Source organism: Micromonospora luteifusca (assembly GCF_016907275.1).
In the GTDB taxonomy this organism is placed as follows: domain Bacteria; phylum Actinomycetota; class Actinomycetes; order Mycobacteriales; family Micromonosporaceae; genus Micromonospora; species Micromonospora luteifusca.
Map to the genome: position 1 here is coordinate 4,504,324 of NZ_JAFBBP010000001.1, position 20,828 is coordinate 4,525,151.

Genomic DNA, 20,828 nt, shown 5'->3' on the forward strand with positions numbered 1-20,828 from the left:
GTGTGCGGTCCCGCATGCCGTTGTCCCGCAGGGAGGTCAGCGCGATGAGCGGTGGTGACATGCTCGACTTCGAGATCCGTCCGAATCCCGCGCCGGTATCCGCCGCCGACCGGGCCGCCCTGCTGGCCAACCCCGGGTTCGGCCGCGTCTTCACCGACCACATGGTCACCGTTCGTTATGCCGAGGGCAAGGGTTGGTACGACGCCCGGGTGGAGGCGCGGGGCCCGATCCCGATGGACCCGGCCAGCGCGGTGCTGCACTACGCGCAGGAGATCTTCGAGGGGTTGAAGGCGTACCGGACGGCCGACGGTGGTGTGACGATGTTCCGGCCGGACGCCAACGCCGCCCGGTTCGTCACGTCGGCACAGCGGATGGCGATGCCAGCGTTGCCGCCCGAGGTGTTCGTCGACTCGCTGCACAAGCTCATCGAGATCGACCAGGACTGGATCCCCACCGGCGAGGACGGCAGCCTCTACCTGCGGCCGTTCATGTTCGCCAGCGAGGTCTTCCTCGGCGTCCGCCCGGCCAACGAGTACCTCTACCTGGTGATCGCCTCACCGGCCGGTTCGTACTTCACCGGTGGGGTCAAGCCGGTCACCGTCTGGGTCTCCCCGGACTACACCCGGGCCGCGCCCGGCGGCACCGGCGCGGCCAAGTGCGGCGGCAACTACGCGGCGTCGCTGGCGGCTCAGGCCGAGGCGATCGAGGCGGGCTGCGACCAGGTCGTCTTCCTGGACGCGGTGGAGCGCCGGTTCGTCGACGAGTTGGGCGGCATGAACGTCTTCTTCGTCTACGACGACGACACGGTGGTCACCCCGCCGCTGACCGGCACGATCCTGCCGGGCATCACCCGCGACGCCATCCTCACGCTGGCCGAGGTTGCCGGGCATCAGGTCGAGGAGCGACCGGTCAGCTTCGCCGACTGGCAGGCGGACGCTGCCAGCGGTCGCCTCCGGGAGGTGTTCGCCTGCGGCACCGCCGCGGTGGTCACCCCGATCGGTGGGGTCCGCTTCCCGGACGGCGAGTTCCTGATCGGCGGCGGCGAGCCTGGCAGGGTCACCATGGCTCTGCGTCAGCAGTTGGTGGACATCCAGCGTGGCAAGGCGGCCGACACGTACGGCTGGGTGCAGCGGGTCCTCTGACCTGCGTCGCTGCGCCGGCCCGTCCAACAGACGGGCCGGCGCGGTCGGCCTGGGCCGCAACGGCGGGGGCCGGAGCGGTCGGCCTGGACCTCGACGGTCTACGCCTCGGTGGGGTCGTCGAGCAGGTGTTCGCGGAGGGCGGCGAGCTGCTCGTCGGTCACCCCGGCGTGCCGCAGGTACGCCTCGACGGAGCCGTGCCCCTCGCGCAGCTCGTCGAGGAAGATCTGCATCGCCTCGGCGGGTGAGGCCAGGAACGGTGCCGGCACGTCCGCGCCGTTCGGGGCGGTGGCGGCCAGCCAGGCGCTGTAGCGGGCCGACGCCTCGCTGCTGAGCGCGTAGTCCGCGGTGACGTCCGCGTCGTCGACGCCGAGCACGGCGAGGGTCAGCGCGCAGACGATGCCGGTGCGGTCCTTCCCGGCGACGCAGTGCACCACCACCGGGGCGTTGGCAGAGTCGGCGATCAGCCCGACCGCCTCGGCCAGCCCTGCGGTGCCGGTCTGTGCCAGGTCGGCGTAACGGTCCGCGAGGTAGCGGGCCAGGCTTGCGCCCTCCTCGTGCGGCGTACCCGTCCAGTCGTCGTGCTCCGGGTGGATGTTCCGGTAGGTCAGCCCCTGGTAGGCCGGCACCCGGCCGTCCCGCTCCACCTCGGAGGGGCGGCGCAGGTCGATGACGGTGCGGATCCCGATCGCGGCGAACGCGTCCCGGTCCTGTTCGGTGAGGCGGTGCAGCGAGTCGGAACGGTAGAGCCGGCCCCGGCGTACGGGTCGGTCGTCGTGGCCGCGATAGCCGCCGACGTCGCGGAAGTTGAAGGTGGCGGGCAGCGAGATCTGGCGGTTGTCGTCGATGTCGTCCACGCTCACACCGTAACGGCCGGCGGGGTCGCACCCCACCGGCCGTCGGGTCGAACAGTTACCGTGCCGTCCCCGGCGGGAGCGCCCCGTACGTCTCGTCGTAGTAGCCACCCAACTGATCCCGGTAGCTCGGATCGCTGTGGCTGGTCTCGTCGTACTCCGGGGCGGCCTTGATCTGGTCCCGGGTCCGGTCGATGGAAACAACGCGCTGGTCGTGGTCGACCTGGTTGACGGTGCCGGCCGGCAGCAGCACCTTCTTGCCGAAGATCCAGGTGCCGGTGTCCACCACCAGGTAACTGCCGTCCACCTCGTGGCTGGCGCTGTCGATCTTGCCAATGCCACCGTCAGTTGCCTCGACCTTGTAGCCGACCAGGTCGGCATCGGCGACGCCGGCCTGATCCCGGTAGCGCCAGGGGTCGAATGTGCCGGCCGGCGCACCGCCGGGCACGGTGCCCTGGTCACCGCCACGCAGCGGGTCCGGCCCGGCGTGGGTGGCGTGCGGATCGATCCTGTCCATGCCGTTCACTCCTGACTGTCGCCGATCGTCTCGGCGTAGGTGGGTGCGTCCCCGCAGGAGCTACCCGGCTCTCGGGGGCCGGAAACGGCGAGAGGTCGAGGCCGCGGTGCGGCGAGGTGGCTAGAGCCGCGGTGCGGCGGAGGGACTAGAGCCGCGGTGCGGCGAGGTGGCTGGAGCCGCGGGTGCGGCGACGGGCCGACGCCGCGAGGTGCGGCATCGGCCCGTCGGGGCGTACGTGCTCAGGCCAGTGCGGCCTCGGCGTCCAGGGTGACCGCCGCGGCGTGCACCACGGCGGAGATCCGCAGGGCCTCGTGCAGCTGCTCCCGGGTGAAGCCGCTGCCGCGCAGCGTCTTCTCGTGCGACTCCAGGCACACCCCGCAGCCGGTGATGGCCGACACGGCGAGGCACCAGAGCTCGAAGTCGCCCTTGTCCACACCGGGCTTCGCGATGATCTGCATCCGCAGCCGGGCCGGCATCGAGGCGTACTGCTCGTCGCCGATGAGGTGCTTGGCCCGGTAGTAGATGTTGTTCATCGCCATGATCGCCGCGGCGCCCTTGGCCGCCTCGACGCCCTCCGGCCCGAGGTGCCCGAGCGCCTCGGCCGCGATCTCCCGCAGCACCAGCGGGTTGCGGGCCGCCACCGCGCAGGCCAACGCGGTGCCCCAGGTCTGCACCGGCGTCAGCGTCGACGTGCCGACCGTGGAGCCCAGGTTGAGCTTGATGTCCTTGGCGTACTCCGGCAGGGCCGCCTTGATCGCGTCCAGACCCATGATCAGACCCCGGCGCTGGCGAGGAGCGCGTTGGCGTCGAGGGTCTCGCCGCCCTTGTTCCAGTTGCACGGGCACAGCTCGTCGGTCTGCAGCGCGTCGAGCACCCGCAGGACCTCGGAGACGTTGCGGCCGACCGAGCCGGCGGTGACCATGGCGAACTGGATCTCGTTGTTCGGGTCGACGATGAAGGTCGCCCGCTGGGCCACGCCGTCCTCGCCGAGCACGCCGCAGGCGGCGGAGAGCTCGCGCTTGATGTCGCTGAGCATCGGGAACGGCAGTTCGCGAAGGTCCGGGTGATCCTTGCGCCACGCGTAGTGGACGAACTCGTTGTCCACGGACGCCCCGAGGACCTGTGCGTCCCGGTCGGCGAACTCGCCGTTGAGCCGTCCGAACTCGGCGATCTCGGTCGGGCAGATGAACGTGAAGTCCTTCGGCCAGAAGAAGACCACCCGCCACTTGCCCTCGTGGGACTTGTGGTTGATCGTCTCGAACGCCTTGTTGGCGTCCAGCGATACGCAGGCGGTTAGTTCGTACTCGGGGAAGCGGTCACCGACAGTGAGCACAGGTCCTCCTTGGGAGCGGCACGGTGGCCGTTAACTGGATCCGTTCCAGATACTGCCGCATCGCTGTTTCCGCCGGTCGGCGGTGTGGACGCATGTGAAGCCGGTCACCGGCGGCGGCTCCGGACCGGCGGTCGACGGCAGCCGGGCCAAGAGCACTCTGCGTTACTTTCCCGCGATGTGGATTGTTCCTCCCAAATTCGAGGGAGGAGTGGCAGAGTGGCGAACGTGACCAGCACCGTCCTGATTATTGCGACCTAGCGCGCCGGCCTTCCCCTCCGCCGAGCGCGCAGACCTCCCGCATCCGCGGGGGGTCTTTTTGTTGCTCCGAGAAAGGATCCTGATGACGTTCCAGGTCTACGACACGACGTTGCGCGACGGCGCCCAGCGCGAGGGGCTCACCTACTCGGTGATCGACAAACTGGCGGTGGCCCGGCTGCTCGACGAGTTCGGCGTCGGTTTCATCGAGGGCGGCTGGCCCGGCGCGGTGCCCAAGGACACCGAGTTCTTCCGCCGGGCGCGCACCGAACTGGACCTGCGGCACGCCGTACTGGTCGCGTTCGGTGCCACCCGCAAGGCCGGTGTCGCGGTCGCCGACGACCCACAGGTGCGCGCCCTGCTGGACGCGCAGACCCCGGCGGTGGCGCTGGTCGCCAAGGCCGACAGCCGGCATGTCGAGCGTGCGCTGCGCACCACCGGCGCGGAGAACCTGGCGATGATCCACGACACCGTCAGCCATCTCGTCCGTGCGGGTCGACGGGTCTTCGTCGACGGCGAACACTTCTTCGACGGCTACCGGCACGACCCCGCGTACGGTGCGGCCGTGGTGCAGACCGCGTTGGCTGCCGGCGCCGAGCGGATGGTGCTCTGCGACACCAACGGCGGGATGCTGCCGTCCCAGGTGACCGCTGCCATCGCCGATCTGACCGACAAGTTGGGAATCGACGCCGGGCTGCTCGGCATGCACGCGCAGAACGACACCGCCTGCGCGGTGGCCAACACGATCGCCGCCGTCGAGGCGGGAGTCCGCCACGTCCAGGGCACCGCCAACGGGTACGGCGAACGTCCGGGCAACGCCGACATCTTCGCGGTCGTCGCCAACCTCCAACTCAAGCTGGGTATGCCGGTCCTACCGGAGGGCTGCCTGGCACAGATGGTGCGGGTCTCGCACGCCATCGCCGAGATCGCCAACATCGCCCCCGACACCCACCAGGCGTACGTCGGGGCTGCCGCCTTCGCCCACAAGGCGGGGCTGCATGCGAGCGCGATCAAGGTCGACCCGTTGCTCTACAACCACGTGGACCCGTCGGTGGTGGGCAACGACATGCGGATCCTCATCACCGAGATGGCCGGCCGGGCCAGCGTCGAGCTCAAGAGTCGCGAGCTCGGTCTGGACCTGGCCGGCAGCCCGGAGGCCCTGACCCGGGTCACCAAGCGGGTCAAGGAGCTGGAGGCGGGTGGCTGGTCCTTCGAGGCCGCGGACGCCTCCTTCGAGCTGCTGGTCCGCTCCGAGTTGCCAGAGGGCAGCCCGGCCCGACCGTTCACTCTGGAGTCGTACCGCGTGTTGGTCGAGCACCGCGAGGACGGTGCGGTGGTCTCCGAGGCAACCGTCAAGATCCGGGTACGCGGTGAGCGGGTGATCGCCACCGCCGAGGGCAACGGTCCGGTCAACGCCCTCGACGAGGCGCTGCGGGTGGGGTTGGCCCGGCACTACCCACAGCTGCGAGCTTTCGAGCTGGCCGACTACAAGGTGCGCATCCTCGAAGGCAGCCACGGCACCGGCGCGGTGACCCGGGTACTGCTGGAAACGGCCGACGGCACCGGCCGAGACTGGACCACGGTAGGGGTACACCCCAACGTGGTCGAGGCCAGCTGGCACGCCCTGATCGACGCCCTCACCTACGGACTGGCCCCCACCTCCGTCTAACCCACCCCACCCCGCCCCACGGTCTTGCGCTTTGGGTCGTCACTACGAGGCTTTTGACCCTGTGTGGCAGGACAGTAAGTGCAAGATCGCGGGGCGGGGGCGGGGGCGGGGAGGGCGAGGGAGTGCGGGCGGGTTAGGGGGTTGGGAGGGTCAGGGTGGCTAGGACGGGGCGGTGGTCGCTGCCGGGCAGGGCGAGCACCCGCACCGAGCGGACCGCTATGCGCCGGTCGACCAGCACGTGGTCGATGGTCACCGGTGGGATGAGGTCACCGTCGTAGGGCCCCCACGTTCCGGTCAGGCCCATCCCTGCGGCGTCGGCGGCGTCGACGTAACCACTGCGCAGCAGGGCCCGCAGCGGGCTGTGGTCGAGGGTGGCGTTGAAGTCCCCGGCAAGGATCTGCAGGCCACCGTCCGGGGTGGCCGGAGGTTGGGCGTTCAGGTCGGCACGCCATGGGCGGACCTGGTCCAGCGCGTACGGTGCCGAGGGATGGGCCGACTCGACGCGAACCGGGGGTGCGCCAGGGACGGCTACGGTGCCGTACGCCTGGGTGAAGCCCCAGCCGTTGAGGTTGCGCCGAAGGCCGACGTCGGTGACCGGCCACCGCGAGTAGAGCCCGGAGCCGGGTGTGCCGATCTCCGGATTGAGCTGCCGGTAGGGCAGTAGACGGTCGAGGCCGAGCTGATCCAGGGCGGCCTGCGCCTCCGGCGTGAACTCCTGCACGGTGAGCACGTCCACCTCGTGCCGCCGGACCAGCTCGACAAGCGTCCCCGCGTCGCCGGATCCGGCGAGCAGGTTGGCGGTGAGCAGCCGCACGGTGGGTCCGGCAGCCGCCGGCTGCGGCGCGGCCAGCGCCCGGGGGGCGACGACGCCGACCAGTGCCACCGCCGCCAGGGCCGCGACCGCCGCCGGCCACCAGCGCCGCAGGGCGAGCGCGAGAGCCAGGGTGAGCACGCTGAAGCCGGCGACGTACGGCGTGAAGGCGAGCGCCTGCACCAGCGGCCCCCGGTCCAGACCGGCCAGGCGGACGGCGGCCCAGAGGGCGGTCGGTACGACCGTCAGCCAGCAGAGCACTGTGCCCAGCCGGGCGGCGTGGTGTCGCCTCGGAGCGGGCGTGGGCGTGGACGGAGCGCCGACGATCATGACGGTGATCCTAGTGGGTGCGCCAATCCCTTTCATGAATGGCAGTGCCTTCACGTTTCGCAATTATCTGGCGGCTGATTGACAGTTCGGTAAAGCGAGATCAACTATTGACGTCCGGCTTTTTCTGGTGCTAGGTTCCATCTGGCTCAAACGACACAACTCTGAGTAGTAATGCCAGCTCAGAGGGGATGTGAATCACCGAGGAATCACCCTCGCCGAATGTCGGTAAGTGCGCTTTACCTCGCCCTGCTGTCGTCGTCGGCCTATTTATCGGCAGTCATCCGTCCCGCCCTGCGGGTCGGCCGAATTCGCACGGTCACACAAGGGGGACCTGTCATGGAAACATCCTTCCGACGCAAGGCGACAGCGGTCACGTTCGCTGTCCTGGCGCTCACCCTGGCTGGTGGGGGGATCGCCGTCGCCCAGCCGTCGGCGAAGGCGCCGCAGGCGGCCGTCAAGCCGACGGACCGTGGCACGAACAGTCAGCCGCCGGTCACCGCCGAGTCCGTACGCTCGGCGAAGGCCGCGTTGAAGGCGGGTGGCGTCAGCACGATGGCGGCCTCCGTCAGCATCACTGTCGTCAACTCCAACGGCACCAAGGCGCGCGGCGCCGGCACCGTGATCAAGTACGGCACCGGTCAGTACGAGGTCCAGTACGGTTTCACCGTCACGTCCGCTGTCATCGTGGCGACCATCGGCCGGCATGACGCCTGCTGCATCCCGCCGTCTGGCGAGATTGCGGTCGCGCCCCGGCTCCTCACGCCGAACGGGGTCTTCGTGCAGACCCGTAACTCGGCTGGTAGCCCGACCGACCTGGGCTTCCACCTGGTCGTCCACACCGCCTGACCGACCCGACGTCCGGCCCCCGCGCCTCGTGCATGGGGGCCGGATGCTGTCCGCCCGGCACGCGCCGGCCCTCTGACCGCACCCCGCAAGCCCGTCGCTCGCGCCGCTCGTCCTCTTCGTGGTCCCCTGTGAGCGGTCCGGCTCTTCTTGGACCGGCCCGTGCCAATCGTCACCCTTCCGTGCGGCTCATCCCCATTCGGGCTGCTCCGGGCCTGTCCGGGCCGCACAATCCGACGTTTGCCAGGCCCTCCGCCCGGGAAGCAAGCACCGTGACGGACATCTCGGACACCCTGGCCAGCATGCCCACCTCGGTCGATCCCGAGCCGACCGGCGTCGAGCTGGAACAGACCCTCTTCGAGGTCAAACGCGTGATCGTCGGGCAGGATCGGCTCGTCCAACGCCTGCTCACCGCACTGATCGCCAACGGGCACTGCCTCCTGGAGGGCGTGCCCGGGGTGGCCAAGACCCTCGCTGCGCAGACCCTCGCCACCGTGGTCGGCGGCACCTTCACCCGGATCCAGTTCACCCCGGACCTGGTCCCCAGCGACATCGTCGGCACCCGGATCTATCGGGCCTCCAAGGAGACCTTCGACATCGAACTGGGCCCGATCATGGCCAACCTGGTGCTGGCCGACGAGATCAACCGTGCTCCGGCCAAGGTGCAGTCCGCGCTGCTGGAGGCGATGGCCGAACGGCAGGTCTCCATCGGCGGGCGCAGCTGGCCGGTCCCGGAGCCGTTCCTGGTGCTGGCCACCCAGAACCCGATCGAGTCCGAGGGCGTCTACCAGCTTCCGGAGGCGCAGCGCGACCGGTTCCTGATGAAGGTGGTGGTCGACTACCCCAGCGACGCCGACGAACTGGCCATCCTCTATCGGATGAGCACCGACCGGCCGAGCCCGCGCCAGGTGCTCGACGCGCAACGGCTGCGGGACCTCCAGGCCCAGGCCGAGAGGGTCTTCGTCCACCACGCGTTGGCCGAGTACGTGGTGCGGCTGATTCTCGCCACCCGGGACCCGGGCCGGTTCGGGCTGCCGGAGATCGCCCCGCTGCTGGCGTACGGTGCCAGCCCACGGGCCACCCTGGGCCTCGTCGCGGCTGCCCGGGCTCAGGCTCTGCTGCACGGGCGGGAGTACGTGCTGCCCGAGGACGTCCGGGAGTTGGCCGTCGACGTCCTCGCCCACCGGCTGGTGCTCTCGTTCGACGCCGTGGCCGACGGTGTGTCGGCCGAGAGCGTGGTGCGGCGGCTGGTCGAGGCGGTGCCGCCGCCCCGGCTGGCGGCCGGGCACCCACAGCAGGCCCCGGATCTGGCGGCGGCATGAGACGCGCGAACGTCGCGCCGACCGCTGCGCCGGCTGATCCCGGCCTGGCCGAGCTGGCCCCCGACCAGCGGTTGCGCCGTCTGGAGTTGACCGTCACGCGTCGACTGAACGGCCTGCTGCACGGCCAGTACCGCGGCCTGCTGCCCGGCCCGGGCAGTGAACCGGCCGGCAGCCGCGAATACCGGCCGGGCGAGGACGAGGTCCGTCGGATGGACTGGGCGGTGACGGCCCGCACCGCCGTGCCACACGTCCGTCAGGTCGACGCCGACCGGGAACTGACCACCTGGCTGCTGGTCGACGGCAGCGCCAGCATGGAGTTCGGCACCGCCGAACTGGACAAGCGGGAACTGGCGGTGGCCGCGGTCGCGGCGGTGGGCTTCCTGACCGCGGGCGTCGGCAACCGCCTCGGCGCCCAGGTGCTGCGTGCCGACGGGGTACGCCGATTCCCGGCCCGCAGCGGGCGTACCCATCTGCTTGCCCTGCTCCGCGCGCTGCTCGCCGCCCCCCGCCCGGACCCGACCGCCGGCCGGCCGGGGTGGGCGGCCGGGGCGGCGGCCGAGTCGCCCGACCTGACGGACGGGCTCGACGCGTTGCACCGGATCGCCAACCGACGCGGGTTGGTCGTGGTGGTCTCCGACTTCTTCGACGGCCTGCCCGACGACCCCGGCCAGCCGGTGCCCTGGGAGCGGACCTTGCGTCGGCTGGCCGCCCGGCACCAGGTGCTGGCGATCGAGGTGACCGATCCGCGTGAGCTGGAGCTACCGGACGTCGGCCTGATCACGCTCGTCGACCCGGAGACCGGCCGCCGCCGCGAAGTGTGCACATCGGACCGCCGGCTTCGCGAGCGGTACGCCGAGGCCGCCTCCGCCCAGCGCGAGCAGGTCCACGAGGCGTTGCGCCGCAGTGGGGCCGCCCACCTGGCCCTGCGCACCGATCGGGACTGGAGCGCGGACATCGTTCGGCACGTACACGCACAGCGTCGGCTGGCGGCCGCGCCGGCCGGCCGGCCACGGGGAGGTGCCGCGTGATCTGGCAGTCGCCGCTGCGGCTCTGGTTGCTGCTCGGCGTGCTCGCCCTGGTCGTCGCGTACCTGGTGATGCAGCGGGGACGCAGCCGGTACGCCGTCCGCTTCACCAACCTGCGGCTGCTGGACCGGGTGGCGCCGGAGCGGCCCGCCTGGCGACGACACGTACCGGCCGGGCTCTTCCTGGCCATGCTGGCGCTTCTCGTGGTCGGCTTCGCCCGCCCCAGCGCAGAAGTCCGGGTGCCCCGGGAACGTGCCACGGTGATGGTGGCGGTGGACGTGTCCACGTCGATGCTCGCCACCGACGTCGAGCCGGACCGGTTGGCCGCGGCGAAGGATGCGGCCCGGCGCTTCGTCGAGGGCCTGCCCGACGAGTTCAACGTGGGCCTCGTCGCGTTCGCCGGAAGCGCGGCCGTGCTGGTGCCGCCGGGCACCGACCGGGACGCCCTCGACGAGGGGATCGGCCGACTCGCCGAGGGAATCACCGGCGTGCAGGGCACGGCGATCGGCGAGGCGATCAACACATCTCTCGGCGCGGTCAAGAGCCTCGACAGTGCGGCCGCGAAGGAGACACCACCGGCCCGGATCATCCTGCTCTCCGACGGCGCCAACACCTCCGGAATGGATCCGATGGAGGCGGCGGCGGAGGCGGTGACGGCGGAGGTGCCGGTGCACGCCATCTCCTTCGGCACCCCGTCCGGGTTCGTGGACCGGGGTGGACGGCCCATCCAGGTGCCGGTCGACGGGCAGACCCTCAAGGCGGTCGCCGAGGAGACCGGCGGGATGTTCCACGAGGCCAGCACCACCGACGAACTGCGGGCCGTCTACGACGACATCGGCAGCTCGGTCGGCTACCGCACCGAGCGGCAGGACGTTTCGGCTCGGTTCATCGGTCTCGGACTGGTGTTCGCGATGGGTGCCGCCGTCGGCTCGATGCGCTGGTTCTCCCGGCTGCCCTGACCACCGCGCACAACCGACGTCGACAGTGAGGAGTACGAATGGCAGTGCAGACCGGACTGGGCGAACCGCGTGGTCCCTGGTTCATCTCACCCGAACTCGACCCGGACGGGCGCGGGTGGTGGGACGCGCCCGAGCGAGACCCGGGCGGGCGACGGCCTCGACGGCTGCTCGCCGCGCTGGCCGTGGTGGCGGTCTCCGCCCTCTCCGGCGCCGTCGCCGGTGGTGTGGTGGCCGCCCGGGACGGCGCTCCGGGCCCGGCTGCGGCGTCCGCCGCACCGGTGCCGGCCGAGTTGGTCACCGCGGCTGAGCGGACCGTACCCGGGGTGGTGTCGGTGCTGGCCGGCGGTGCGAACGGCGGGTCCGCGACCGGCTCGGGCTTTGCCGTGGACGACCAGCAGCATCTGATCACCAACGATCACATCCTGGCCAAGGCGGGCGGCGGGCCGGTGACCGTCGAGCTGCCCGACGGTCGCCGGTTCGCCGCCGAGGTGGTCGGACGCGAGCCGCGCAGCGACCTGGCGGTGTTGAAGGTGCCGGCAGCGGCGGGTCTCACCCCGTTGCCACTGGCCAAGCCGGGCGCGACCCGGGTCGGTGAGCCGGTGCTCGCGGTGGGCTCGCCGCTCGGTCTGGCCGGCACCGTCACCGCGGGCATCGTCAGCGCGTTGGACCGCCAGGTACGGCTGGGCGACAACCGGCACAGTGCGGTGCAGACCGACGCGTCCATCAACCCCGGTAACTCGGGTGGACCACTGGTCAACGCCCGCGGGGAGGTGGTCGGGGTGAACACCGCGATCGCCACCATCGACGGGAATGGCTCGATCGGCATCGGGTTCGCGATCCCGATCGACCAGGTGCAGCAGACCGCCGACACGATCATCGGCAAGGGTGGCTGAGCTGCTCGGACAGCCTCGGCGCGCGCGATGGGAACCCTGCCACTGTCAGATATCCGGCGCGACGGCATCGGGCCATGGAAATATTGCGGTCGATCCGGATACTGGCGGAGGTGGAGCGTCCTCTTCTCGCGGTCCTCCTGCTGGTGGGCCTGGTCATCGGATGTGCGGTGGGGTCGGCGTATGCCCGGGCGCGACGCGGGTGGAGCGATTACCAGACCGTCAAGAAGTCGGTGCCGGGCGCCCGTCGAGGCGCCTGGTCGCTGATCCGTGGGGTCGCTGTGAAGGCCGGGGTGATCGCGCTGCTGCTCTTCGGCGCGGCGGCGTACGCGGCGGTCGGCGACGACGACGAGACCGCCGGGCCGGCGCCCAGCCAGTCCCCGACGCAGAGTGAGACTCCGCACCGATGACCCCTGGTGGGTCGTCGCGGGTTAGCCTCGGGGCGTGGACGACGGACTGCGGGTGACCGACCGGTGGGTCGTCCCTGCCGGGGAGCTGCGGGAGCGCTTCTCCCGCTCGTCGGGGCCGGGTGGGCAGGGTGTGAACACCGCGGACTCCCGGGTCGAGTTGAGCTACGACGTGGCCAACGCGCCGTCCGTGCCCGAGTGGTTGCGATCGCGGGCGTTGGCCCGGCTGGCCAACCGCCTGGTCGACGGGGTGCTGACGATCGCCGCCAGCGAACACCGGGCCCAGTTGGCCAATCGGGAGGCGGCCCGCGAACGGATGACGGCGCTGCTGCGTGAGGCCGCCGCACCTCCACCGCCGCCCCGCCGAGCGACCCGCCCGTCCCGGGGGGCCAAGGAACGCCGGTTGGCCGAGAAGAAACGCCAGTCCCAGCGCAAGCGGGACCGCCGCGCCGACGGCGACTAGTCGGCGGCCCGGCTCAGGCCGGAACGGTGGCGAGCAGCCGGTCGCGCAGCACAGCGGCCCGGTCGGCGAACGCGCGCTGCGCCGCCGCGTACTCCGCGCGGCCCTCCGGCGTCTCCACCCGCACCGGCGGATAACCGAGCGCCGCCAGGTCATATGGGCTGGCCCGCATGTCCAGCGTCCGGATATCCCTGGCCAGGTCGAACGCGTCGGCCACCAACTCCGAGTCGACCAGCGGAGACAACTTGTACGCCCACTTGTACAGATCCATGTTGGCGTGCAGGCAGCCCGGCTGTTCGAGTGCGTGCTGCGTCTCCCGGGTCGGGGTGAGCAGGTTCAACGGCCGGGCCGGCGGTGTGAAGAACCGGAACGCGTCGAAGTGGCTGCACCGCACACCCCGCTCCTCGACGACCGCCGCGGTCCGCTCCGGGGTCAGCCGCAGCGGCCAGGCGTTGTGCCGCAGCTCGTCACGGGTCTGCCGGTAGACCATCGCCCACTCGTGCATCCCGAAGCAGCCGAAGTGTGGCGCTCGCCCAGCGGTGGCCGCCAGCAGGGAGCGGATCCAGGCGATCGACTCGCCGCGCCGCTCGCGTACCCCATCGGTGTCGAGGGTGACCCCGGCGGCGGTGGCGCGGTAGTCCCGGCCGAACTCGGCCGGATCGGCGTCGCGCAGCTCGACCCCCGCGCCCGGGTGCCAGCGACGGAGCTGGGCCGGGCGGTGCGAATAGTAGGTGAAGAGGAAGTCGGCCACCGGATGCCGCTCACCGCGCCGCCGGCGGGCCAGGTGTGGGGTCAGCCAGACGTCCACCCGCTCCTCGTGGGCCCGCCGGCGGGTCTGCCACTGGGCCACGTCGAGCACGGCGGGGGCGAGGGCGGCGGTCACGCACCCCAGGGTACGACCGCCGCCCGCACACCGGTCAGGGCATGTGCACCCGCACGCCGGCGGAGAACACCCCGCTGCGCAGCTCCAACTGCTGGGGCGGGTCCCGTCCGTCGACGGTGAACACCAGCGGAAGCACCATCCGGGTGCCCGCCGCCATCGGGTCGGCGAAGATGTCCCGACCCAGGTTGGCCGCCCGAGTGGCCGGCTCGTCGGTGCTCACCCAGCGCCCGCCGGGCAGGTACGCCCGTTGCAGCTGACTGTGCCAGGGCTGGTGGTCGCCGGTGACGTTGCGCACACCCACGGTGGCCTGGCAACGTCGACCGTTGGCCGGCGCGGCACCGCCTCCGTCGGTCGTTCCGGCGGTGCCGGGCGCGCCGCAGGACATCCGATACACGGTGAACTCGAACGCCGACTCGCGAAGTGGCACGCCCACCGGCCCGGTGACCCCGGTGCCCATCCACGCGCCGCTGGTGGGTTGCTTCTGCGTGTCGATCTCCGAAACCTGCCGGGTCGCCGTCCATCCGGCGGTGCCGACGACGGCGGCCAGTGCCACCACGGCCGCACCCACCAGCAACCAGACCGGCGGGGTACGCCGACGCCTCGCCCGGCTCGGGGCTGCCGGGCGCGGATAGATCGTCCCGCGACCACCGTCGGGCCCACCGCTGGTGGCCAGTGCGGCGGCCGTCACCCGACGCCCACGCCGACGTCGCCACACCCACACCAGGGCGGCGCTGATCAGCAGCAGGACGGCCAGACCGGCGAGCAGCACCGGGTACCGGCGCCAGGTCGGCGCCTCGGTGACCTCGGCCGCCGGTGCTGCCACCGCCGCCTTCCAGGTGGCCGTGCCGCAGTCGTACGGTCGGGCTCCGTCACTGGTGAAGGCGCACGCCGGCGCGGTCAGCGGTTGGCCGGGTGCGGTCGCGGCGAGCGCGGTGCCCAGCGTGGCGGTGCTGTGCGCCGGCAACCTCAACCGCCAGGTCACCTCCGTGGTGGACCCGCCAGCCCGGGTGGATCGGCCGCCGGCGCTGATCGCGGTCGGCGACGAGCCGGGCGGCAACTCCTGGCGCACGGTGGTGTCCACCGGCGCGTTGCCCACGTTGCGCACCTGGATCCGGTACCTCGGCGCGGGGCTGCTCTCCGGGGCTACCGCCACCGTGACCTGTTGTGGGGGTGCCGACGCCGGTCCCCGGGAGGGCGGCGCCACCGCCGGTGGCGCCGAGGGCGGGGTGGGCTCGACGCTCACCCGCGCGGCCACCGCGACCGGTGGCTGCGTGGCCCATGCCGGCGCGGCCGTCGGCACCCCGGGCGTCGTGGCCCCCGGTCGTGACGTGGCCTCCGGTCGTGGCGTGGCTCCCGGTCGTGCTGTGCTGGCCGGTGCTGGTGCCGCTCCCGGTGCTGGCGTGACCGCCGGTGGTCTGGTGGCCGCCGGTGGTGCGGTGGCGGGTGGTCGTGGCGCGGCCGCCGCCTCCGGGGCCACCGCCGGCAGGGCCGGCACGGCGGCGAGGATGCCGAGGCAGTGCACGAACACTGCGAGGGCTCTGTGGTGTCGTGTCGATGCAGGCATACGAACGAACCTCCGGAGCCGACGCTAGGGGGGAGCTGCGTCCGTGCGGGTACGAAGTCGGGAAGCCCGCCCCGGTCACCTCCAGCTCCGGTAGGGTGCCCGCGCGGTGACGGGTTGCGCACACCCGACGGCCGGTCCTGGCCGGTGGAGGTGTCGGCGGCGCTAGATTGGCCGGGTGCGTATCGCTCGTTTCGCCCATGCCAAGGGAATGTCGTTCGGTGCCGTCGAAGGCGAAGCGGGGGCCGGGCCGCAGGGCCTGACCATCGCCGAGATCGAGGGCCACCCGTTCGGCAAACTCACCTTCAGCGGGGCCCGTTGGGCCCTCTCCGACGTTCGGCTGCTATCGCCGATCCTGCCCAGCAAGGTCGTCTGCGTCGGTCGCAACTACGCCGACCATGCCGCCGAACTCGGCAACGACGTGCCCAAGGAGCCGCTGCTCTTCCTCAAGCCCTCCACCTCGGTGATCGGCCCCCGAGATGCCATCCGACTGCCGATCTTCTCGAATCAGGTCGAGCACGAGGCCGAACTGGCGGTCGTGATCGGGGCGCCGGGTGCGCGCCGCGCCGACCGGGCCGCCGCCGAACGCGCCATCTTCGGCTACACCTGCGCCAACGACGTCACCGCTCGGGACCTCCAGCGTTCCGACGGGCAGTGGACCCGGGCGAAGGGCTTCGACTCGTTCTGCCCGATCGGCCCGTGGATCACCACCGGTCTGGACGTCTCCGACCTGGAGATCCGGTGTGAGGTCGGTCGCAATCCGGAGGAGATGGAGGTACGCCAGCTCGGCCGGACGAAGGACATGGTCTTCGACGTGGTGGGCCTCGTGTCGTACATCTCGCACGTGATGACCCTGCTGCCCGGCGACGTCGTTCTCACCGGCACTCCGGCAGGGGTTAGCCCGCTTGTCGAAGGGGATACCGTCACCGTGCGGATCGAGGGCATCGGCGAGCTCACCAACCCGGTGGTTCCCGTCGCCTGATCCGTCTGATGCCCCTGTTTCCGCAGCTCAGAGGCGGTTCGGGGGGATCGGATTTGGCCTGCCGGCGCCGGGAGGGTAAAGTTCACTCCCGGCGCCGCAAGGGGCCAATGGGGTATGGGGTAATTGGCAGCCCGACTGATTCTGGTTCAGTTAGTCTAGGTTCGAGTCCTGGTACCCCAGCGCTACCGAAATTCGCGAGAATTCCGGACGCTGGATTCTGACGGAGTTCGACTCCGCCCCTTCGGGGGCGGAGAGTGGTCCGGTAAGAGTGCAGCTCCTCCGCCCGCAGGGGTGGGGGAGCAGAAGTAGTTCTGGCCCCGTCGTCTAGTGGCCCAGGACGCCGCCCTCTCAAGGCGGTAGCGCCGGTTCGAATCCGGTCGGGGCTACATTGTGTACAGCCCGTCTCACCTGGTGAGGCGGGCTGTTTCGTTGTCTGCTCCGGGTGCCGCCGTGGGCTCGTACCCGGTGCTTGTGCCAATGGGCGGTGCCGCTAGACTACAACCGCACCGCCCGCGAGGGCGGTGAACACCAAAGTTCTGGCCCCGTCGTCTAGTGGCCCAGGACGCCGCCCTCTCAAGGCGGTAGCGCCGGTTCGAATCCGGTCGGGGCTACAACCGAAGGCTCGTCTCGCATCTGCGAGACGAGCCTTCTCCCTTTCCCTCCCCCCAGCTCCCACCCTCACCCCCACCCGCTCCTGTTGATCATGTAGTTATTGCCACGACACGCCGGGTGAGGTGGCAATAACTTCATGATCAACCGCAGGAGGGGGTGGGTCTGGGCGGGGGCAGGGGCAGAGGGCGGGGTTAGAGGCCGGATAGGCGTTGGCCGGCTCGTACTACTGCCATGGCGTGGCGTTCGCCGGGGCGGCGGCCCAGGCGCTCTATGGGGCCGGAGATGCTTACCGAGGCGATCACGCGGCCGGTGCGGTCGCGGATCGGGGCGGAGACGCTCGCCACGCCGGCCTCCCGCTCGGCGACGCTCTGCGCCCAGCCACGGCGGCGCACCTCGGCGAGGGTGCGGCCGGTGAACTTGCTGCGCGGCAGCAGCGGCATCACCGCCTCCGGCGGCTCCCAGGCGAGCAGGATCTGGGCTGCGGAGCCGGCGGTCATCGGCAGCACCGAGCCGACCGGCACGGTGTCCCGCAGGCCGCTGGCGCGCTCTGCCGCGGCCACGCAGATCCGTTCGTCGGCGCGGCGCAGGTAGAGCTGTGCGCTCTCACCGGTGGCGTCACGCAGCGCGGCCAGCAGCGGCTCGGCGGCGGTCAGCAGAACGTCCGGTGCGGCGTTGGCCAACTCGCCCAGACGGGGCCCGGGGCGCCACCTGCCCTGGGTGTCCCGCACCAGCATCCGGTGTATCTCCAGTGCCTGGGCCAGCCGATGTGCGGTGGCTCGGGGCAGCTTGGTGCGATCAACGAGTTCGGCCAGGCTGGCGCCGTCGACGCAGGCGGCCAGGATGACCACCGCCTTGTCGAGAACGCCGACACCGCTCATACTGTGTCCCACAAGCCGAAACTTACCTCCCAGAATTTAGGATGTCCAGATGGTGGGAGTCACTCCTGAGCCGAGGACCCTGGCCGAAAAGGTCTGGGACGCGCACGTCGTACGGTCCGCCGCTGGTGAGCCGGACCTGCTCTTCATCGACCTGCACCTGCTGCACGAGGTGACCAGCCCGCAGGCGTTCGACGGGCTACGGCTCGCCGGGCGCCGGGTGCGTCGTACCGACCTGACCCTCGCGACCGAGGACCACAACACCCCGACCGGGTACGCCGACCCGGCGTTCCGCCTCCGCCGTGGTGACCTGCTCACCATCGAGGACCCCACGTCGCGTACGCAGATCGAGACGTTGCGCCGTAACTGCGCCGAGTTCGGGGTGCGACTGCACCCGCTCGGTGACGACAACCAGGGCATCGTGCACGTGATCGGCCCGCAGCTCGGTGTCACCCAGCCGGGCATGACGATCGTCTGCGGCGACTCGCACACCGCCACCCACGGCGCGTTCGGCGCGCTCGCCTTCGGCATCGGCACCAGCGAGGTGGAGCACGTGCTGGCCACCCAGACGCTGCCGCAGAGCCGGCCGAAGACGATGGCCGTGAACGTCACCGGCCGCCTCGCGCCCGGCGTCACCGCCAAGGACCTGGTGCTCGCGCTGATCACCCAGGTCGGCACCGGCGGGGGTCGCGGGCACATCGTCGAGTACCGCGGCGAGGCGATCCAGGCCCTCTCGATGGAGGGGCGGATGACCATCGCCAACATGTCCATCGAGTGGGGTGCCAAGGCCGGCATGATCGCGCCGGACGAGACCACCTTCGCGTACCTCAAGGGTCGGCCGAACGCGCCGCAGGGCGCGGACTGGGACGCGGCGTTGGCGTGGTGGCGGACGCTGCCCACCGACGAGGGCGCGCGCTTCGACGCCGAGGTGACCCTGGACGCCAGCCGGATCACGCCGTTCGTCACCTGGGGCACCAACCCGGGGCAGGGTGCGCCGCTGAGTGCGCCGGTGCCGGACCCGGAGGAGTTCACCACCGACTCGGAGCGCGCCGCCGCGCGCCGCGCCCTGGAGTACATGGACCTGCGCCCGGGCACCCCACTGCGGGAGCTGCCCATCGACGTGGTCTTCGTGGGCTCCTGCACCAACGGTCGCCTGGAGGACCTGCGGGCCGCCGCCGACGTGCTGCGCGGCCACAAGGTCGCCGACGGGGTCCGGATGCTCGTGGTGCCCGGTTCCGCCGCCGTACGGGAGGCCGCCGAGGCCGAGGGGCTGGACAAGGTCTTCGCGGACGCCGGGGCCGAGTGGCGGTTCGCTGGCTGCTCCATGTGTCTGGGGATGAACCCCGACACGCTGAAGCCGGGCGAGCGCTCCGCCTCCACCTCGAACCGCAACTTCGAGGGCCGTCAGGGCCGGGGTGGGCGTACCCACCTGGTCTCCCCGCCGGTCGCCGCCGCCACCGCCGTGGTCGGCCGGCTGGCCGCCCCCGCCGACCTGTAGAAGGGACCGAGGATGGACAAGTTCACCACCCACACCGGCACCGCCGTGCCGCTGCGCCGGTCCAACGTGGACACCGATCAGATCATCCCGGCCGTGTACCTCAAGCGGGTGACCCGGACGGGCTTCGCCGACGGCTTGTTCAGCGCCTGGCGGGAAGATCGCGCATTCGTGCTCAACGATGAAAGCTATTCCGGGGCGTCTATCCTCGTCGCCGGCCCGGAGTTCGGCACCGGCTCCTCCCGGGAGCACGCCGTCTGGGCACTCCGGGACTGGGGTTTCCGCGCGGTGGTGGCGCCGCGCTTCGGCGACATCTTCCGCGGCAACGCCCTCAAGGAAGGCCTGTTGCCGGTCGAGTTGGAATTGAAGGCCGTCGAGGAGTTGTGGGATCTGATCGAGGCGGATCCGACCACTCCGGTGACTGTCGACCTGACCGCCCGCCAGCTCCGGGCCGGGGATGCCAGCTGGTCTTTCCCGCTGGACGACTTCAGCCGTTGGCGGCTGCTCGAGGGCTTGGACGACATTGGACTCACCCTCCGGCACGGCACCGAGATCGACGCCTACGAGGCCCGACGATTGCCGTTCCTGCCCTCCGTGGCATAGCCCAAGACCCGCCCGCACAGCAGAATCCGCCCCCACCGGCCTGGCCGGTGGGGGCGAATCCGTTACGACACAAGGGCTTTTTTCTGCCGAATGTTTGTGTAGCGGCAGCACAGGGCATACGGTGCGCGCAGAATGGCTCGCGACGAGTCAGTTGCACAATCGGGAGGAAGTCGTGAACAAGGCCGAGCTCATCGAGGCGCTCGCCGTTCGCCTGGGGGACCGGAAGACGGCGACGAACGCCCTCGAGGCGGTCCTCACCGAGGTCCAGGCGGCGGTCACCAAGGGCGAGAAGGTGGCGATCACCGGATTCGGAGCATTCGAAAAGCGTGTGCGTGGCGCGCGAACAGCGCGCAACCCTCGTACCGGCGAGGCGGTGAAGGTCAAGAAGACATCCGTGCCGACCTTCCGCCCCGGCGCCGGGTTCAAGGAAATGGTGGCCAGCGGCAAGGTGCCGAAGGCCACGGTGGCGACGAAGAAGACCGCTACCGCTACCGCCACCGCCACGGCCAAGACGGCCGGCACCAAGGCGGCGGGCACCAAGGCAACCGCGGCCAAGGCGGCCAGCAAGAAGACCGCCCCGGCCAAGGCGGCCAGTAAGAAGACCGCCCCGGCCAAGGCGAGCAAGAGCACCACGGCGACCAAGACGGCCGCCAGCAAGAAGACCGCCCCGGCCAAGGCGAGCAAGACCACCACGGCGACCAAGACGGCCGCCAGCAAGAAGACCACTACCGCGGCGAAGAAGACCACCGCGGCGACCAGGTCGACCGCGGCGAAGAAGACCACCGCGGCGGCGAGCAAGAGCACGGCGGCCAAGAAGGCGCCGGCGAAGAAGGCTCCGGCCAAGAAGGCGGCCAGCAAGCGCTGACCGACCTCTGCGAAAGGGCGTCCACCCGTGGGGTGGGCGCCCTTTCCGCGTACGCGGACCGTTGACCCCGCTCGGTTCGCTCGCGCAGAATCGCCGTGCCGGCCCCCCTCCGCCGGCCCGCCGACACCGAAATGGGGC

The 20,828-nt window shown here is 71.1% G+C and carries 21 protein-coding genes and 3 tRNA genes; 16 read left to right on the forward strand and 8 right to left on the reverse strand.

The genetic code is table 11. The annotated features are described in order from the left end of the window. Positions 1-44 precede the first annotated feature (44 nt). Positions 45-1,142 carry a branched-chain amino acid aminotransferase gene (locus JOD64_RS20570; protein ID WP_204943707.1) on the forward strand — a complete coding sequence of 366 codons (1,098 nt, stop codon included), beginning with the start codon at positions 45-47 and terminating at the stop codon, positions 1,140-1,142. A gap of 98 nt (positions 1,143-1,240) precedes the next feature. On the opposite strand, the gene JOD64_RS20575 is transcribed toward JOD64_RS20570, so the two are convergent. The 4 genes from JOD64_RS20575 to JOD64_RS20590 all read right to left on the reverse strand — a co-directional run bounded on the left by JOD64_RS20575 (position 1,241) and on the right by JOD64_RS20590 (position 3,843). Beyond that, entirely contained in the window at positions 1,241-1,996 is a 756-nt protein-coding gene (locus JOD64_RS20575) for a tyrosine-protein phosphatase (RefSeq protein ID WP_307813524.1), read from the reverse strand. Between the two features lie 55 nt (positions 1,997-2,051). Continuing rightward, positions 2,052-2,510, reverse strand: a complete 459-nt coding sequence (locus tag JOD64_RS20580; RefSeq protein ID WP_204943709.1) for a PRC-barrel domain-containing protein — start codon at positions 2,508-2,510, stop codon at positions 2,052-2,054. Positions 2,511-2,749: 239 nt separating this feature from the next. Further along, positions 2,750-3,280, reverse strand: a complete 531-nt coding sequence (gene ahpD / locus JOD64_RS20585; RefSeq protein WP_204943710.1) for an alkylhydroperoxidase, AhpD family — start codon at positions 3,278-3,280, stop codon at positions 2,750-2,752. 2 nt (positions 3,281-3,282) lie between these two features. After that, positions 3,283-3,843: a peroxiredoxin gene (locus JOD64_RS20590; protein WP_110565362.1), complete on the reverse strand. Its 561-nt coding sequence runs from the start codon at positions 3,841-3,843 to the stop codon at positions 3,283-3,285. A gap of 340 nt (positions 3,844-4,183) precedes the next feature. Here JOD64_RS20590 and cimA point away from each other — a divergent pair, with 340 nt between their 5' ends. Then, complete coding sequence (gene cimA, locus JOD64_RS20595; RefSeq protein WP_204943711.1) at positions 4,184-5,767, forward strand: citramalate synthase; 1,584 nt, start codon at positions 4,184-4,186, stop codon at positions 5,765-5,767. Positions 5,768-5,900: 133 nt separating this feature from the next. Here cimA and JOD64_RS20600 read toward each other — a convergent pair whose 3' ends face one another. Continuing rightward, positions 5,901-6,839, reverse strand: coding sequence for an endonuclease/exonuclease/phosphatase family protein (locus JOD64_RS20600; protein WP_307813967.1), 939 nt, complete (start codon positions 6,837-6,839; stop codon positions 5,901-5,903). A gap of 405 nt (positions 6,840-7,244) precedes the next feature. Here JOD64_RS20600 and JOD64_RS20605 point away from each other — a divergent pair, with 405 nt between their 5' ends. The 7 genes from JOD64_RS20605 to arfB all read left to right on the forward strand — a co-directional run bounded on the left by JOD64_RS20605 (position 7,245) and on the right by arfB (position 12,817). Next, entirely contained in the window at positions 7,245-7,754 is a 510-nt protein-coding gene (locus JOD64_RS20605) for a hypothetical protein (protein WP_204943713.1), read from the forward strand. Between the two features lie 269 nt (positions 7,755-8,023). Further along, positions 8,024-9,073 carry an AAA family ATPase gene (locus tag JOD64_RS20610; RefSeq protein WP_204943714.1) on the forward strand — a complete coding sequence of 350 codons (1,050 nt, stop codon included), beginning with the start codon at positions 8,024-8,026 and terminating at the stop codon, positions 9,071-9,073. Then, entirely contained in the window at positions 9,070-10,101 is a 1,032-nt protein-coding gene (locus JOD64_RS20615; RefSeq protein ID WP_204943715.1) for a DUF58 domain-containing protein, read from the forward strand. Before JOD64_RS20610 ends, JOD64_RS20615 begins: the two co-directional genes overlap by 4 nt. Beyond that, positions 10,098-11,057 carry a VWA domain-containing protein gene (locus JOD64_RS20620; RefSeq protein ID WP_204943716.1) on the forward strand — a complete coding sequence of 320 codons (960 nt, stop codon included), beginning with the start codon at positions 10,098-10,100 and terminating at the stop codon, positions 11,055-11,057. The genes JOD64_RS20615 and JOD64_RS20620 overlap by 4 nt, the downstream gene beginning before the upstream one ends. A 38-nt stretch (positions 11,058-11,095) precedes the next feature. Then, on the forward strand, positions 11,096-11,950 hold the full coding sequence (locus tag JOD64_RS20625) for a S1C family serine protease (protein ID WP_204943717.1): 855 nt from the start codon (positions 11,096-11,098) through the stop codon (positions 11,948-11,950). Between the two features lie 110 nt (positions 11,951-12,060). Next, on the forward strand, positions 12,061-12,357 hold the full coding sequence (locus JOD64_RS20630) for a hypothetical protein (protein ID WP_204943718.1): 297 nt from the start codon (positions 12,061-12,063) through the stop codon (positions 12,355-12,357). 34 nt (positions 12,358-12,391) lie between these two features. Then, positions 12,392-12,817, forward strand: a complete 426-nt coding sequence (gene arfB / locus JOD64_RS20635; protein WP_204943719.1) for an alternative ribosome rescue aminoacyl-tRNA hydrolase ArfB — start codon at positions 12,392-12,394, stop codon at positions 12,815-12,817. A 13-nt stretch (positions 12,818-12,830) separates the two neighbouring features. Here the strand turns inward: arfB and JOD64_RS20640 are convergent, their stop codons facing one another. Together JOD64_RS20640 and JOD64_RS20645 are read right to left on the reverse strand one after the other, a co-directional pair. Then, entirely contained in the window at positions 12,831-13,697 is an 867-nt protein-coding gene (locus JOD64_RS20640; RefSeq protein ID WP_204943720.1) for a 3-methyladenine DNA glycosylase, read from the reverse strand. 34 nt (positions 13,698-13,731) lie between these two features. Next, on the reverse strand, positions 13,732-15,261 hold the full coding sequence (locus JOD64_RS20645; RefSeq protein WP_372434170.1) for a hypothetical protein: 1,530 nt from the start codon (positions 15,259-15,261) through the stop codon (positions 13,732-13,734). Between the two features lie 175 nt (positions 15,262-15,436). Between JOD64_RS20645 and JOD64_RS20655 the strand changes: the two genes are divergently transcribed. From JOD64_RS20655 to JOD64_RS20670, 4 genes are all read left to right on the forward strand, one after another. After that, complete coding sequence (locus tag JOD64_RS20655) at positions 15,437-16,240, forward strand: fumarylacetoacetate hydrolase family protein (protein WP_204943723.1); 804 nt, start codon at positions 15,437-15,439, stop codon at positions 16,238-16,240. 108 nt (positions 16,241-16,348) lie between these two features. Next, a tRNA-Gln gene (locus tag JOD64_RS20660) sits at positions 16,349-16,420 on the forward strand. 133 nt (positions 16,421-16,553) lie between these two features. Beyond that, positions 16,554-16,626 (forward strand) — tRNA-Glu (locus JOD64_RS20665). A gap of 152 nt (positions 16,627-16,778) precedes the next feature. Beyond that, positions 16,779-16,851: transfer RNA gene (locus tag JOD64_RS20670), tRNA-Glu, on the forward strand. 192 nt (positions 16,852-17,043) lie between these two features. On the opposite strand, the gene JOD64_RS20675 is transcribed toward JOD64_RS20670, so the two are convergent. Then, entirely contained in the window at positions 17,044-17,730 is a 687-nt protein-coding gene (locus JOD64_RS20675; RefSeq protein WP_110562481.1) for an IclR family transcriptional regulator, read from the reverse strand. 49 nt (positions 17,731-17,779) lie between these two features. On the opposite strand from JOD64_RS20675, the gene leuC reads away from it, so the two are divergent. The 3 genes from leuC (at position 17,780) to JOD64_RS20690 (ending at position 20,690) form a co-directional block, all read left to right on the forward strand. Continuing rightward, on the forward strand, positions 17,780-19,225 hold the full coding sequence (gene leuC / locus JOD64_RS20680) for a 3-isopropylmalate dehydratase large subunit (protein WP_204943724.1): 1,446 nt from the start codon (positions 17,780-17,782) through the stop codon (positions 19,223-19,225). A gap of 12 nt (positions 19,226-19,237) precedes the next feature. Then, complete coding sequence (gene leuD / locus JOD64_RS20685) at positions 19,238-19,825, forward strand: 3-isopropylmalate dehydratase small subunit (RefSeq protein WP_204943725.1); 588 nt, start codon at positions 19,238-19,240, stop codon at positions 19,823-19,825. A gap of 172 nt (positions 19,826-19,997) precedes the next feature. Further along, entirely contained in the window at positions 19,998-20,690 is a 693-nt protein-coding gene (locus JOD64_RS20690; protein ID WP_204943726.1) for an HU family DNA-binding protein, read from the forward strand. The last annotated feature ends 138 nt before the right edge of the window (positions 20,691-20,828 follow it).

Coding starts and splice junctions, on each gene's coding strand:
- leuC (WP_204943724.1), top strand. CDS start 17,780: ATGGTGGGAGTCACTCCTGAGCCGAGGACCCTGGCCGAAAAGGTCTGG.
- JOD64_RS20580 (WP_204943709.1), bottom strand. CDS start 2,510: ATGGACAGGATCGATCCGCACGCCACCCACGCCGGGCCGGACCCGCTG.
- JOD64_RS20570 (WP_204943707.1), top strand. CDS start 45: ATGAGCGGTGGTGACATGCTCGACTTCGAGATCCGTCCGAATCCCGCG.
- JOD64_RS20625 (WP_204943717.1), top strand. CDS start 11,096: ATGGCAGTGCAGACCGGACTGGGCGAACCGCGTGGTCCCTGGTTCATC.
- JOD64_RS20615 (WP_204943715.1), top strand. CDS start 9,070: ATGAGACGCGCGAACGTCGCGCCGACCGCTGCGCCGGCTGATCCCGGC.
- cimA (WP_204943711.1), top strand. CDS start 4,184: ATGACGTTCCAGGTCTACGACACGACGTTGCGCGACGGCGCCCAGCGC.
- JOD64_RS20605 (WP_204943713.1), top strand. CDS start 7,245: ATGGAAACATCCTTCCGACGCAAGGCGACAGCGGTCACGTTCGCTGTC.
- JOD64_RS20675 (WP_110562481.1), bottom strand. CDS start 17,730: ATGAGCGGTGTCGGCGTTCTCGACAAGGCGGTGGTCATCCTGGCCGCC.
- leuD (WP_204943725.1), top strand. CDS start 19,238: ATGGACAAGTTCACCACCCACACCGGCACCGCCGTGCCGCTGCGCCGG.
- ahpD (WP_204943710.1), bottom strand. CDS start 3,280: ATGGGTCTGGACGCGATCAAGGCGGCCCTGCCGGAGTACGCCAAGGAC.
- JOD64_RS20645 (WP_372434170.1), bottom strand. CDS start 15,261: ATGCCTGCATCGACACGACACCACAGAGCCCTCGCAGTGTTCGTGCAC.